Source organism: Algoriphagus sp. UBA3586 (genome assembly GCF_002376385.1).
GTDB classification, from domain to species: domain Bacteria; phylum Bacteroidota; class Bacteroidia; order Cytophagales; family Cyclobacteriaceae; genus Algoriphagus; species Algoriphagus ornithinivorans.
Genome location: NZ_DFMT01000012.1, coordinates 1 through 13,613, shown reverse-complemented (window position 1 = coordinate 13,613; position 13,613 = coordinate 1). Strand labels below are relative to the sequence as shown.

Sequence of the window (13,613 nt, the reverse complement as noted above, 5' to 3'; positions counted from 1 at the left end):
ATTTAACAAGCATGGTTCGTAATTGTCTACTTATCCTGGCATTTATATGCCTATCCTCTCCCCTTTTTGCCCAATCTCAATTAAGCGTGGAATACATCATGCGGGATCCTCAATGGATGGGTACTTTCCCAAGTAGAGCAAGATGGAGTGATGATAGTCAAATTATTTATTTTCAATACAATCCAGAAAAAAATCCTGCTGATTCCACTTACAAGATTCAAGTAAGCTCTCCGAAACAAATCCAGAAAGTGAACTGGAAAGAAGAGAGTGCTATGAGGAGAGATCAGGCCAATTGGAATACTGATTATTCTCAGAGAGTTTATTTGAGTGCATCAGACCAGATATCTTTGGAAAATATGAAAACAGGCCAAAAAAAGGTTCTGTTAAATTGGCACTCAAGAGTTTCAAACCCAACTTTCTTGGCGGATGAAAATTTGATCTCATTTGTCTCTGATCAAAATATTTTCACGCTTAATCTCAGTACCGGAGTTGTTAAAAAGGTTACTCAAATATCCTCCGGTTCTAAACCTTCCAAAAAATCTAATGCTGCCCAAGCAGAGCAGGTTAAAGGATTTGTGGAAACTGAAAATTTAGAACTTCTTCAAGTGGTCAAAGAAAGGCAGGAGGCGGAGAAAAAACGTGCAGCCTACAGAGAGGCTACCAGAGAACAGGCGGAGGAAAAATTTGTCTATTACACCGAGGGAAAAAGTCCGGCTAACCTCCAACTTTCACCTGATGGCAACTTTGCAAGCTTCACCTATTATAATTCATCCAGCAACAAAAACACGAAGGTACCTGACTATGTCGCTGCCTCAGGTTATACAGAAGACCTAAATGCAAGACCAAAAGTAGGTACCGATCCTACCACGTCGGAAATCGGAATTTATGATCTGAAAAGAGACAGCGTTTATTTCATAGATTATTCTAAGCTTCCTGGTCTTCAGGACCTTCCTGATTACACCAAAGACTACCCAGACAAAAAGTGGGACAGCACAAATAGAAAATTATCTCTTTTTGGGCCCATATTTTCTCCTGACGGAAAAAGAGCAATCGTTCAAGCCCGATCTTTTGACAATAAGGATAGATGGATTGCTGAGGTAAACCTTCAAACAGGTGAATTAAAAAATTTGGACAGGCAAAGAGATGAGGCTTGGATTGCAGGACCTGGAATTGGCTGGACTTTTTCAGGAGGAACCTTAGGTTGGCTCCCAGATAGCAAGCATATTTATTTTCAATCTGAAGAAAGCGGATATTCTCACCTATATCTCTTAAATGTAGAAAATGGAAATAAAAAGACTTTGACTTCAGGTGCTTACGAGGTATTTGATCCATTCATTTCCAGAGATAAAAAAAGCTGGTTCTTTACTAGTTCAGAGGTAGATCCTGGAGAAAGACATTTTTACCAAATGCCTCTGATGGGAGGAAAAAAGGTTCAACTCACTTCCATGACTGGAAATAATGAGGTAAGTCTATCTCCGGATCAGAGTAAAATGGCAATTATTCATTCTTATAGCAACCGACCCGAGGAGCTTTACATACAGGACTTAAAACCCGGAGCCAAACCTGTTCAAATTACCAACGGGCAGAGTGAGGAATTCAAAGCTTATAACTGGAGAGACCCGGAAATTATTAGATTCCAGGCTGAAGATGGAGCCATGGTACCTGCGAGAATTTACCAACCAGAAGCCTCAAAGAAAAATGGAGCTGCTGTCATCTTTGTACATGGAGCTGGATATCTTCAAAATGTACACAAATGGTGGAGCAGTTATTTCAGGGAATATATGTTCCATAATCTATTGACAGATTTGGGTTACACCGTTTTGGACATAGACTATAGAGCTTCTTCTGGATATGGAAGAGATTGGAGAACGGGCATTTATAGACATATGGGAGGAAAGGACTTGTCCGACCAAGTTGACGGCGCCAAGCATTTGGTAGAAAAGTATGGGGTAGATGCTGATAGGATTGGAATTTACGGAGGAAGCTATGGAGGTTTTATCACGCTCATGGCACTATTTACGGCTCCAGAGGTATTTAAATCCGGAGCTGCCCTTCGCTCAGTAACCGATTGGGCACATTACAATCACGGATATACTTCCAATATTCTCAATACTCCTGAAGAAGATCCAATAGCTTATAGAAGATCCTCTCCTATCTATTTTGCTGAAGGTTTGAAAGGGAACCTTTTGATGGCTCATGGAATGGTAGATGTGAATGTTCACTTCCAAGATGTAGTTAGATTATCCCAGAGACTCATAGAATTAGGAAAAGACAATTGGGAAATGGCTATTTACCCTGTCGAGGATCATGGATTTGTGGAGCCTAGCTCCTGGACAGACGAATACAAGAGAATTCTTAAATTATTCAATAACACCCTACTCAATGATTAAGAGTTTTAAATCGATCAAGCTATTGCAAGTTTATGCAATAGCTTTTTTGTTGTTTTCTTGTTCCGAGAAACAACCTGAGGCTGAAAAAATACAAGGTTTGATAGCTGATCAAGCCATGATCGTATCAGCAAGAAAAGAGGCCTCAGATATTGGAATTGCAATCCTTCAAAAGGGGGGAAATGCATTTGATGCGATGATGGCAACTGAAATGGCGCTGGCTGTGACCTACCCTTTTGCAGGCAACCTAGGAGGAGGAGGATTTGCAGTATTTAGAATGGCTGACGGAAGCACTGGATCCATCGATTATAGAGAAAAAGCTCCCCTAGCTGCCGACAGGGACATGTATTTGGACGAAGAAGGAAATATAATTCCTGGCTTAAGTACGCAAGGGGCCTTGGCTTCAGGAGTTCCCGGAACGATTTCGGGCATATTCACAGCTCAAGAGAAATATGGGAAATTAAGCCCTGCTGAGGTTCTTCAGCCTGTAATTGAACTCGCTGAAAAAGGATTCGTGGTAACCCAAAGACAAGCAGAACGCTTTGATAGATTGAGAGATACCTTCATCGAAGTCAATGGGCCTGAAACTTTCTTTGCACAGGAAATCAATGCAGGAGACACTTTAAAAATCCCGGTTTTAGCACAGACCTTGAAGAGAATAGCCTTGAATGGAAAGGATGAATTCTACAAAGGCGAAACAGCTCAAATTCTTGTCAAACACATGCAGAATTTGGGAGGAATTATTACCGAGGAAGATTTGGCTTCCTATGAGGCAGCATGGAGAGACCCTATTATTTTCAATTATAAAGATCTAAAGATTATTTCCATGGCGCCACCGAGTTCCGGTGGAATTACAATCGGGCAGATCTTTAAAATGGTGGAACCATTCGATCTCCAATCTATGAGACATCATTCACCAGAATACATCCAAGTACTCGTTGAAGCAGAAAGAAGAGCCTATGCGGATAGAAACTACTACCTGGGCGATCCTGATTTTGTGGAAATTCCCGTGGATGAACTATTAGATGACTCCTATCTTCAAGCAAGAATGGAAGATTTCTCTTTGGATCAGGCAACTAAATCAGAGGATATTTCTGAAGGAAAAATAGCCTTTGCCGAGAGCATGGAGACGACCCATTATTCCATTGTAGACCAAGAAGGCAATGCTATCTCCGTAACGACAACCTTGAATGGAGCTTATGGAAGCAAGGTGTATATCGATGAGTTGGGTTTCTTTATGAACAATGAAATGGATGATTTCAGCTCCAAAGCTGGAGAGCCCAATATGTTTGGGTTGATCGGTGCAGAAGCCAATAGCATTGCTCCGGGAAAACGCATGCTGAGCTCCATGACTCCAACCATTGTAGAAAAGGCGGGTGAATTATGGATGGTGGTAGGGACTCCAGGAGGATCAACTATTATAACATCTGTGGTTCAGACAATTTTGAATGTCTATGAGTTTGAAATGAGTATGCAGGAAGCCGTGGAATCACCGAGATTTCATCATCAATGGCTCCCCGATTTGGTAAGTTTTGAGCCAAATTCTTTTGATACCACCTTGATCTCAAACTTAAAATCAAAAGGCTATATCATCTTGGAAAATAATAATCCAATTATCGGAAAGGTAGATGCTATTTTAAAGCTACCTAATGGGAAATTAGAAGGCGGTGCAGATCCTAGAGGAGATGATGCAGCTTCAGGGTTCTAAAAAAAAGCCTCATTTTAACATAAATGAGGCTTTTTTGCTTTAGTGAGAGATCATATTTTTTTAGAATATACATTTCCAAATCTATCCTTTGCCTCAACTACCAAATTATCGATAGAATTAGGCTTAAAGAAAAACATATGGTCATTCAACTGAGGCTCTACCCACTCTCTTCTGGCAGGCAAATTAGGACCAGCATGTAATTCTATGCTCCAAGGATCCACAGCCATAATTTTCTGGGGAGCACCAACTTTGATTCCATTTTCATACCATGAAATCTCCCAGTTTGGATCATAATTCCAGCAATTCACGGTGTGATATTCAGGAAAATCTGGATGATAGCCTTTTCCATAAACTCTAAACTGCTCATCTAATCCTAAACCTGTGCCCTTGTAAGTCCACTTTAATTCACTTCCTCTAGCTTCATATATAGCATAGCCATTTGGGGTACCATCGTAACAAATGGGTCCGGACCACCAAGCTCCACAAACTGTACCATGACAATGCTCATACACATGCCCCATAATCATATTATCATTGAAGTGAGTATGTCCTGATAAAATATGGGCCTGATACCCCTCCAGCATACGATAAAGATGTTCTCTATTGCTGACAGTTCCGCCCAAAACATCCCTCTCAGGATAACGCTTTACATTTCCTGTAAAAGTGGGAATGTGTAAAGAAATTACTACCGTTTTCCCTTTCTCAACCAAAGCTAAATCTTGCTCTAACCAAGCCAATTGTTCCTCAGGAATATATCCAATGTATTTTGATCCAGTTCCCAGATAAAAGACGTCATCCAATACGATATAATGGACCTCCCCCCTGTTCCAAGAATAATAGGTAGGTCCAAAATGACCTTTGAAAGTCTTTGCCGTACCCTCATCTGAACGAACTTTGAAATCCATATCATGATTTCCTATTACTTGAAAAAATGGAATTCCTGTAGCGGCTATTCCTTGGTTGTATTCTTTGAACAGTTCAAGTCTATCGTAAACCAAATCCCCGCAACCTATTGCAAATATATTTGGGTCATTTATATTTTGAATGGTTTTTTGCACATCAGGAATTGACACAGTCAGTAACTGGTTGGCTTCATACTCATTCTGAATCTGGGTATCAGACAATAACAAAAAGTGATGATTACCATCGGAATTACGAAGAGGCTTTAATTCAAAGCTAAAATTCTGCTCAGCATATCTAGTATCAATTTTCTTGAAAAAACTGGCTGAGCCATTTGCCTGCTTTTCTATGGTATATCCGGATGGAAGTATCACAAAAACAAATTCCTTATCAGATCCGGAAACCAATTCAAACTCTCCATTCGAATTTGATTTTGAAATAACCCTACCATCAGAAACTCCCACATTGGGAATGCCTTTTCCATTGGATGTAATCTTTCCTTTAATCCTAATCGGATTAAATAATCGCAATTCATCAGAATAAGGAGCATCTAAAACTTCCTTTGCCAAGGAGGAGGACTGAAAGCCTAACCAACCCAAAGAACTTAAGCCAAGTCCTTTGATGAAATCTCGTCTATTAAACATGGATCTATATTTTGATTGAAAAGCTTAAAAATGACCAAAATAATCTGGATAAAAATTATCCAAAATAGAAATTATCAATTTCTTAATATGGATAATCGCTCTCCCACCATGGAGAAAAAATGGAATTTGGCATAGTATGAGATTTCTACCCTGGATAGGCATATCGAATTGGAAAACTGCGAGGTGGACGATTACACAGATGAAAGCTGGAAATTCAATGCCTGGAACATCAACATGTGTAATAAGGATATCGAATGGATTGTCCGAACCAGAGGGATGTTTGGGATTTCCTTCGATCAGCGGATTCTGGGAATTACCAAGCATGATCTGAAAACCAATCCCAAACGAAACGGCATTCAGCTCATTTGGCAAAATATCGAAACCATCATCAAAAGTGCCTATGCCAATCCAAATTTAAACGATGAAGAAAAACCACTGGTCTGGAAATGCCTGACCATCGGGACGGACTTTGAAGGCTTGATCGATCCGGTAGACTACTACCCTACTGCTTTGGAGTTTGGTTTATTCAACAACAATTTGACTTTCGAAATCGAGCAGGCACGCAAGAAGATCGGACAAAAACACCTCGCCCATTTCAAATCCCGTGAAGATGTAGAGAAAGCGGTGGAGGATTTTTGTTTTAATAATTCGAAGCGGTTTGTTTTGTAAAACTACAACAAATGAAGGATAATTTAATTTGGAATCTCAATATCATTACCATTGTAAATTCCCTCAAAACTTAAAATTTGAGGTGACCCTGGAAAATTCCCATGCACCAAAACATCTGAATAAAAGTAACTCGGGAGTTTCTTAGCATAGCGAACTTTAATGAAAACAGAATCATTTGGAGCAATTTTATTATCCAATAATACCGCTGCACTACAGGTGCAGGAAACCTCAACATTTGTAATAACCAAGTCATTACTACCCGTATTTTTTACAATAAATTCTCCAACAGCATCCTCTCTTTTTCCTACTTCGCCAAGGTTAATATTTCGTTTAGAAATTGAAACTGTTGTAAGTTCAACCCCTTCAAGCGGATCATACGTTTTTTCTTTAAAAAAACGATTATAAATCGCATAAGACAATAGCAAAATAGAAATAAATAGTAATGAATAAACAAAAAAATTTTTCATAACCGCTCTTTTAATTTAAATCTCATTAGAATCGTTTCCTCTGGATCGCTACCTAATAATACATTATATAATTCTGGATCAGAAACTCTAAGGTCTGTCAATGATTCCTGAATATCATTATAATAAAACCCAATGGATTCAATATTAGATGCAATTAAGTAAGTCTTACTTACATTTGAAAAATGAGGGATATTGTAAGGTCCTATAAAAAATAATTTCACATAAACATCCATTTCTTCTTTGTCTAAAGATCCATGAATTAGATTTAAATGGCCAAAGGTTTGACCACTAGATAACCTTACACCTAAGGTATATCCATTTAATTCACCTTCCCGAAATCCATAGTAACATATAAATTCCTGATTTGAAACTATCTGATATTTTGTCAATATATTACTATCGGTTTGATCTCTGGAATTTCTAAGATATTGTGTATAATTTACAAAATCCTTTTCAGGAAACTGATTTGGAAATAATACTTCGAATACTAACGAGTCTTTGGAATGATCTTCTGATATCCTATATATTTTTGATGATAAAGGGTATGAAAAATAATTATTATCAAGGAAACCTGAAAAATCCATTGCCTGATAGTCCCCACTTCTATCGACAAACATTCTTTTTCCTAAGAGATTTCCTTCTAAATCATAAATATCTATGTTATATTCATCATCACCTTCAATTAAAAATGAATATAGTGCCAAATTACCAGAAGAAAGAATACTTATTTGTGTCCCCCATTTTTTGGTTGTGAAATCTTTTAAAAAACTTAAAGTATCGTCAAAAATAAAAACCTTAAAATCTCCTCTTGAATAGATAAAAATTAAATCATCACTCACTGCAACATCTGTAACCTCTATAAATTCGCCAGGACCTTGACCTTTGTTTCCTACCATCCCTAAATAATTCCCTGATTGATCAAAAGCAAAAACCACCTTTTTCTTCTTATCATGAATTAAAATTTTATCTTGAAATTCCAAAATTTTTTGAGCGATTGTTATTTGAACAGTATCAGGGGTATTTAACTTTAGATACTCAATATTCTTCAACAATGCTCTAATTGATATCAGTTCATCTGTTTTCTCAACATTGTTAAAATCGATGATTGTAGGATTTTCGATGTAATCTTTATCACTTTTACTAACACATGAGGCTATAGAAAAAACAATTAAAATTTTTAAAATTTTACTAATCATAAGATAAAATAAATTAGGCTCAAGCCATCGGAATAGGCTTGAGCAATTTTTAAATGTGAATCAGAGCTATTCACCCATACCTGGGTTTCTACACTGCAAACAGGTATTGTCATTACAGGTATTTTCACCAAAAGTACAATCATTACAAGGCCAAGAACCTCCACCCTCAACTTGACAGGTAGTACTGATCCATTGCTTACTTCCTCCCTGAGCGTCACTAGACTTTGGCAAAGAGAATAACGAAAATGCCACAAACATTAGCACTACTGCTAAACTTGTTAAGAAATCTAACTTTTTCATAATTGAGTAGTTTAAGTGTTTGAAAATCAATCAACTAATCAATTATACAAACAAACAAACAAACAAACAAACAAACAATTAGGAGTTTTTTTTCAAAAAAACTATAATTTCTTTAAAAATAACCTTGACAAAAAGTGCTAAAGTCATTACTTAAAATATCTCGCTGTTCGGGGCCCAATATTCAAACTGTTCGGTTTCCAATAACCATCGGGATATAATTCCGAACTCCTAACCTAGGATTTGTAATCCGATAAAACAAATTTGCAGTCTAGTTGTGCTGCTTCTCCAGAAGCAGTACCTTCAATTCGTAAAGAGTAGTGGGAAGAAAGAAGTGGGAATTAGGAAGAGGCTTTAATAAATCGCGCCTGTGGTACTCTTTTTCGCAATGTTGCTTTTGGAAAGTCAGAAAAGAAGAAAAGCACCTTTTCTTTATCAAGAGTCTTGTAAATCCGCTACCTTAACAATAGCGAAATGAATGGCTGAATTTCTGCAAAAATGATCAGTTTATGCCTACATCCGTCACCTGTCCGTGGAACAGACATCGGACATCAGGCCTTAAAAGCAAAGAACAAAATTAAAAAAGCATCATCTTAGATAATCATAGGCCATCCTCACCCCTCCTTTTCCTCTCCAAAAATCTCCTTTACAACCCAGCCTTTCCCCCACTCTTCCATTTCCTTTTCTGTCCACAACTCAGGATAAAATATCACCTTCTGAAAGCGTGGAGGAAGGTATTTTTGCCAGTTGGTTCCGCCAGTAGCAGCAATATCCACCGGGTCTTTTTGTAAATACCTTACAGCTGATTTATAATGAGCCAATGGCCAAAATACATTCGCTTTTAAATCAAACTTTTTCATTAAATCCGTCAACTCATCAGAAGGATGATCAATCTCCATATACTTATGCCATAAGTTTTTCCTTCTATAGCCTTCAATGAGTTCTTTTAATTTCTTCCCGTATTTCAGTTCGAAGTTTTTGAGCGTCAAGGTCTTTTTCCCACTGGCCAATTCTATGGCTCCTTGCTGCCAATACAGGTGTTCAAATAAATCATCAGCAGGAGAATGATAATCAAATTGAGATCTTTTGGATAAAGTGACCAATTGAAAAGCATCCGTAGCCATCAATTCAATCTCTCTATACTGGGCACTTTGAAAACCGGAAGAAGGCAAAAGAGACATTCTAAACTTCAAAAACTGCTCCTTTTCCATCCCTTTCCACATCATGGCAAAAGAGCTGATCAAATGATCAAAATACATCAGTATCCTTTCCAATCTGGATTGAAAGAATTCCTCAGTCAATTCTTTTTCATCAGCAATTTGCTCCATTTCAGAGATGATCAGCTTGAAGTAGAGCTCTGTAATCTGATGATAAATGATAAAAATTTTCTCATCCTTAAAGCTGGTTTTGGGTTGCTGTAAGGACAAGAGCACATCTAAATTGATGTATTCCCAATAGGTCAAATAATCAGCATATAGCAGACCTTCGAGATAGGAAAGCATATCCTGACCGGAGGCTTTGAACTTCTCTTCCAGCTGCTTGATTTTGTCTAATATCTTCGGGTCAAATTCAGATTCGTGCATGGGGATTTTTTGGGAAAAATGATAGTTTTTTAGGTGCTTATCTATTTACTTCGAAAGGCGGGAACACTTATTCTTCCCGACAAAAATCAGAGATTCATTTTAATAAACCAAAATACCATGGAGGCAGTAGAAATCCATAAGTCACAGAAGCAGGATACGTTTGAGGGGGTAGATTTTCTCGATATGGACGATTTGCTCACTGAGGAGCATAAATTGATTAGAGGTTCCATTCGAGATTTCGTGAAAAAAGAAATTTCTCCATACATAGAGGACTGGGCTCAAAAGGCTCATTTTCCTTATGAAATAGTGAAGAAGTTTGGTGATGTGGGAGCTTTTGGTCCTCAGATTCCAGAGGAATACGGAGGCGGCGGACTGGATTATATCGCCTATGGTTTGATCATGCAAGAAATTGAGCGTGGCGATTCTGGGATGCGATCCACAGCCTCAGTTCAGGGTTCTTTGGTGATGTATCCGATTTACAAGTTTGGTTCAGAGGAACAGCGCAAAAAGTACCTTCCTAAACTGGCATCAGGAGAAATGTTAGGCTGCTTCGGTTTGACAGAACCAGACCATGGCTCTAACCCATCTGGTATGACAACCAATTTCAAAGATATGGGAGACCACTACTTGCTCAATGGTGCAAAAATGTGGATTTCCAATTCTCCGAAAGCGGATATTGCTGTGGTCTGGGCTAAAAATGAGGAAGGCCGAATTCATGGATTGATTGTAGAAAGAGGCATGGAAGGGTTTTCTACACCAGAGACACATAACAAATGGTCCTTAAGGGCTTCCTGTACCGGTGAGTTGGTTTTTGATAATATCAAAGTACCAAAGGATAATCTTCTTCCAAATAAATCTGGTTTGGGAGCTCCTTTGATGTGTTTGGATTCTGCCCGTTTTGGCATCGCCTGGGGAGCAATCGGAGCTGCCATGGACTGCTATGAGTCTGCAAGAAAATACGCTGCCGAGCGTATCCAATTCGATAAGCCTATTGCAAGCTTCCAGTTAGTTCAGAAGAAATTGGCTGAAATGCTAACTGAGATCACCAAAGCCCAATTACTGGCCTGGAAAGTGGGAAAAATGATGAATGAAGGCAAAGCCAAGACTGTCCACATCTCCATGGCCAAGCGCAACAACGTAGATATGGCGCTACATATCGCCCGTGAAGCCCGACAAATTCATGGAGGTATGGGAATCACCGGTGAATACCCAATCATGAGACATATGATGAACCTTGAATCTGTGATCACCTATGAGGGAACCCATGATATTCACTTGCTGATTTTAGGAAATGAGATAACCGGGATTCCGGCTTTTAAATAAGGTTTTTGATGTAGGTCTTAAGCCCCGTCCTGAAATTCAGGATGGGGTTTTTGGGGCTTTTGAAAATGGGATTTTAATAGAATTGTAAATTCTCTAAGATAGAAAAGTGTAGATTCAATCTACGCTTAGTACTCGTTTAACATTCTCCTCTAAGGAGGGGAAATTACAACATAATTAACAAAGCGGAGTGAAGGCTCTCCCCCAACCTTTATCGGAATCGCTTTAATTTTTTTCCACGAATGGCTTTACATCATAATCCGCTCTTGAGAAATGGCGGAGATTGGTGAATAGACGATAGAATAAAAGCTTTCCATCGTTTTTGGGTCATTAATGAAAGATACTCCTGGTAGGGCTTTTTCTGTCAAGCGAGTTTAACAAAATTGTCTTCTATTTTTACGTTAAAGTTGATTTCTGCTTTCAATGCTCTGAACACCCTAATAATGGTGTCAATGGTCGCACTATTTGCACTACTTTCAAGCTTTGAAATTTGAGATTTTTGAACCCCCACAAGCCGACCAAGTTCTTCTTGTGTCAAATTTCTTTCTTGCCTTGCTGCCTTAATCATTTTTCCCAAAACGTCCATACGAAGTTCGTATTCGTATTCGTCTCGTTCGGCCGTTCCTACTTTGCCGATATACTTGTCTTTCATCTCGGCAAGTGAGTATGTCTTCAATTCCTTGGTTGCCATATGATTACTTTTTTTGTTTGTTACTAAAATATTTATCTCTCAGTCTTACCGCCCGGCTAATTTCGTTTGCCGAAACTTTGTCAACTTTCTTTATAAATCCGTGGGTTGCTATTACCAAAGTTTCTTTGTTATCCGTCTTGTCCCAAAAAGCGAGAAGTCTTATTTGAAGTCCCGCGAACTTTGTCCGAAACTCCCAAATATCATTTTGAAGTTTCTTAAAAAGTTTTGGGTCATTCGTCTGTTCTGCAAGGTCAATATTGTAAAAGATTTTCTTAATTGTCTTTGGATCTAGTTTTGAAATGAACTTGTCAGCTTCTTCTAAAAATTTTGTCTCAAAAAATCTCATTCAATATTGTCTTGTTTAACGTCACAAAGATAATTGAAGTTTCCAAATATAGAAACAGCATTGTCCGAGTTTATTTTCGCTGAAGGTTTATTCGGTATGATATGCAAAGGTAAATCAGGATTAAGAGCCCCTTTGATGTGCTTGGATTCGGCCCGCTTCGGAATCGCCTGGGGCGCTATAGGAGCTGCCATGGACTGCTATAAGTCTGCTAGAAAATATGCTGCCGAGCGTATCCAATTCGATAAGCCTATCGCAAGCTTCCAGTTGGTTCAGAAGAAATTGACAGAAATGCTAACTGAGATCACCAAAGCTCAATTATTAGCCTGGAAAGTGGGAAAAATGATGAATGAAGGCAAAGCCAAGACCGTGCATATCTCCATGGCCAAGCGCAACAATGTGGATATGGCGCTTCATATAGCCCGTGAAGCCAGACAAATTCATGGAGGAATGGGAATCACCGGTGAATACCCTATCATGAGACACATGATGAATCTAGAATCTGTAATTACCTATGAAGGCACCCATGATATCCATTTGCTCATTTTAGGCAATGAGATTACTGGAATTCCGGCTTTTAAATAAGGTTTTTGAATGGAATTGAACTCCCCGTCACTGTGAGTGACGGGACCGGAGTTAAAGAAATAAAGGATTGAATTAGGGGAATAATAACGTTTCTCAGCTAAGAAACGTGGGGCATTTCGGAGCGATTTTCTTGCCACCAAGGACAAAATAAGTTCGTGGAACAAACCTATCGGATATCACTGACCGTACCATGTTTTCTTAGGTGCTGTTGCCAGTAGTATCTTTATTTTCACGCTACATTAAATTCTAATTCGTTCATTTCTACACTGAACTTAACGTTAGCTTTTAATGCTTTAAAGACTTTCAAAATCGTTTCGATGGTAACATTTTTTGTACTCCGTTCTAATTTTGAAATCTGGGATTTTTGGACACCTATAAGTTCTCCAAGTTGTTTTTGGGTCAAATTCCTTTTTTTCCGCACGGATTTTATCATTTCTCCAAGTAATTCCATTCGCAGGTCAAATTCGTATTTATCCCTTTCTGGAGTTCCGATTTCCCCTATATCTCTGTCTTTGAGCTGGTCAAGGGTCATCATTTTCATTTTTTTATTCTTTGTTTCCATAATTTTATTGTTCAAAGCCTGCCTGCCGGTAGGCAAGGTATTCTTTTCTAATCCTTTCCGCTTTTTCGATATCAGCTTTCGGAACTTTATCAACTTTTTTCACAATTCCATGCGTTGAAATGACAAGTGTTTCAGATTTGTCAGTTTTGTCCCAAAATGCGAAAAGTCGATATTGCAGTCCGCTATATTTTGTCCTGAACTCCCAAATTTCATCCGTCAGTTTTTAGAACAGTTTCGGTGTAAGCTTCCCCAAAAATAGGA

Annotated in this window: 13 protein-coding genes and 1 pseudogene; 5 read left to right on the top strand and 9 right to left on the bottom strand. The window is 38.5% G+C overall.

The features are described from left to right. Positions 1–11: 11 nt before the first annotated feature. Both B2906_RS02525 and ggt read left to right on the top strand, forming a co-directional pair. Positions 12–2,390 carry a S9 family peptidase gene (locus tag B2906_RS02525; RefSeq protein ID WP_219958742.1) on the top strand — a complete coding sequence of 793 codons (2,379 nt, stop codon included), beginning with the start codon at positions 12–14 and terminating at the stop codon, positions 2,388–2,390. Then, complete coding sequence (ggt, locus tag B2906_RS02520; protein ID WP_286935463.1) at positions 2,383–4,095, top strand: gamma-glutamyltransferase; 1,713 nt, start codon at positions 2,383–2,385, stop codon at positions 4,093–4,095. Before B2906_RS02525 ends, ggt begins: the two co-directional genes overlap by 8 nt. Before the next feature lie 50 nt (positions 4,096–4,145). Here the strand turns inward: ggt and B2906_RS02515 are convergent, their stop codons facing one another. Further along, positions 4,146–5,639 carry a calcineurin-like phosphoesterase family protein gene (locus tag B2906_RS02515; RefSeq protein ID WP_286935462.1) on the bottom strand — a complete coding sequence of 498 codons (1,494 nt, stop codon included), beginning with the start codon at positions 5,637–5,639 and terminating at the stop codon, positions 4,146–4,148. Between the two features lie 183 nt (positions 5,640–5,822). Here B2906_RS02515 and B2906_RS02510 point away from each other — a divergent pair, with 183 nt between their 5' ends. Beyond that, positions 5,823–6,308 (top strand): hypothetical protein, encoded by a 486-nt coding sequence (locus B2906_RS02510; protein WP_286935461.1) that lies wholly within the window; start codon positions 5,823–5,825, stop codon positions 6,306–6,308. Positions 6,309–6,331: 23 nt separating this feature from the next. Here B2906_RS02510 and B2906_RS02505 read toward each other — a convergent pair whose 3' ends face one another. From B2906_RS02505 to B2906_RS02490, 4 genes are all read right to left on the bottom strand, one after another. Further along, entirely contained in the window at positions 6,332–6,775 is a 444-nt protein-coding gene (locus B2906_RS02505; protein WP_286935460.1) for a DUF1573 domain-containing protein, read from the bottom strand. After that, complete coding sequence (locus tag B2906_RS02500; RefSeq protein ID WP_286935459.1) at positions 6,772–7,971, bottom strand: 6-bladed beta-propeller; 1,200 nt, start codon at positions 7,969–7,971, stop codon at positions 6,772–6,774. Before B2906_RS02500 ends, B2906_RS02505 begins: the two co-directional genes overlap by 4 nt. A 66-nt stretch (positions 7,972–8,037) precedes the next feature. After that, entirely contained in the window at positions 8,038–8,271 is a 234-nt protein-coding gene (locus tag B2906_RS02495) for a hypothetical protein (RefSeq protein ID WP_286935458.1), read from the bottom strand. Positions 8,272–8,882: 611 nt separating this feature from the next. After that, entirely contained in the window at positions 8,883–9,851 is a 969-nt protein-coding gene (locus B2906_RS02490) for a tryptophan 2,3-dioxygenase family protein (protein WP_286935457.1), read from the bottom strand. 117 nt (positions 9,852–9,968) lie between these two features. Between B2906_RS02490 and B2906_RS02485 the strand changes: the two genes are divergently transcribed. After that, entirely contained in the window at positions 9,969–11,174 is a 1,206-nt protein-coding gene (locus B2906_RS02485; RefSeq protein ID WP_286935456.1) for an acyl-CoA dehydrogenase family protein, read from the top strand. A gap of 361 nt (positions 11,175–11,535) precedes the next feature. Here the strand turns inward: B2906_RS02485 and B2906_RS02480 are convergent, their stop codons facing one another. Then, positions 11,536–11,862, bottom strand: coding sequence for a helix-turn-helix domain-containing protein (locus tag B2906_RS02480; protein WP_286935454.1), 327 nt, complete (start codon positions 11,860–11,862; stop codon positions 11,536–11,538). Positions 11,863–11,866: 4 nt separating this feature from the next. After that, entirely contained in the window at positions 11,867–12,208 is a 342-nt protein-coding gene (locus B2906_RS02475; RefSeq protein WP_286935453.1) for a type II toxin-antitoxin system RelE/ParE family toxin, read from the bottom strand. A gap of 108 nt (positions 12,209–12,316) precedes the next feature. On the opposite strand from B2906_RS02475, the pseudogene B2906_RS02470 reads away from it, so the two are divergent. After that, positions 12,317–12,790 (top strand): annotated as a pseudogene (locus tag B2906_RS02470) (acyl-CoA dehydrogenase family protein); the annotation flags it as partial. Positions 12,791–13,019: 229 nt separating this feature from the next. Here B2906_RS02470 and B2906_RS02465 read toward each other — a convergent pair. Then, positions 13,020–13,352 carry a helix-turn-helix domain-containing protein gene (locus B2906_RS02465; protein WP_414631662.1) on the bottom strand — a complete coding sequence of 111 codons (333 nt, stop codon included), beginning with the start codon at positions 13,350–13,352 and terminating at the stop codon, positions 13,020–13,022. Between the two features lie 4 nt (positions 13,353–13,356). Next, a complete protein-coding gene (locus B2906_RS02460; RefSeq protein ID WP_286935565.1) occupies positions 13,357–13,560 on the bottom strand; it encodes a type II toxin-antitoxin system RelE/ParE family toxin in 204 nt (67 codons plus the stop codon). Positions 13,561–13,613 lie beyond the last annotated feature (53 nt).

Coding starts and splice junctions, on each gene's coding strand:
- B2906_RS02525 (WP_219958742.1), top strand. CDS start 12: ATGGTTCGTAATTGTCTACTTATCCTGGCATTTATATGCCTATCCTCT.
- ggt (WP_286935463.1), top strand. CDS start 2,383: ATGATTAAGAGTTTTAAATCGATCAAGCTATTGCAAGTTTATGCAATA.
- B2906_RS02515 (WP_286935462.1), bottom strand. CDS start 5,639: ATGTTTAATAGACGAGATTTCATCAAAGGACTTGGCTTAAGTTCTTTG.
- B2906_RS02505 (WP_286935460.1), bottom strand. CDS start 6,775: ATGAAAAATTTTTTTGTTTATTCATTACTATTTATTTCTATTTTGCTA.
- B2906_RS02500 (WP_286935459.1), bottom strand. CDS start 7,971: ATGATTAGTAAAATTTTAAAAATTTTAATTGTTTTTTCTATAGCCTCA.
- B2906_RS02495 (WP_286935458.1), bottom strand. CDS start 8,271: ATGAAAAAGTTAGATTTCTTAACAAGTTTAGCAGTAGTGCTAATGTTT.
- B2906_RS02490 (WP_286935457.1), bottom strand. CDS start 9,851: ATGCACGAATCTGAATTTGACCCGAAGATATTAGACAAAATCAAGCAG.
- B2906_RS02485 (WP_286935456.1), top strand. CDS start 9,969: ATGGAGGCAGTAGAAATCCATAAGTCACAGAAGCAGGATACGTTTGAG.
- B2906_RS02480 (WP_286935454.1), bottom strand. CDS start 11,862: ATGGCAACCAAGGAATTGAAGACATACTCACTTGCCGAGATGAAAGAC.
- B2906_RS02475 (WP_286935453.1), bottom strand. CDS start 12,208: ATGAGATTTTTTGAGACAAAATTTTTAGAAGAAGCTGACAAGTTCATT.
- B2906_RS02465 (WP_414631662.1), bottom strand. CDS start 13,352: ATGGAAACAAAGAATAAAAAAATGAAAATGATGACCCTTGACCAGCTC.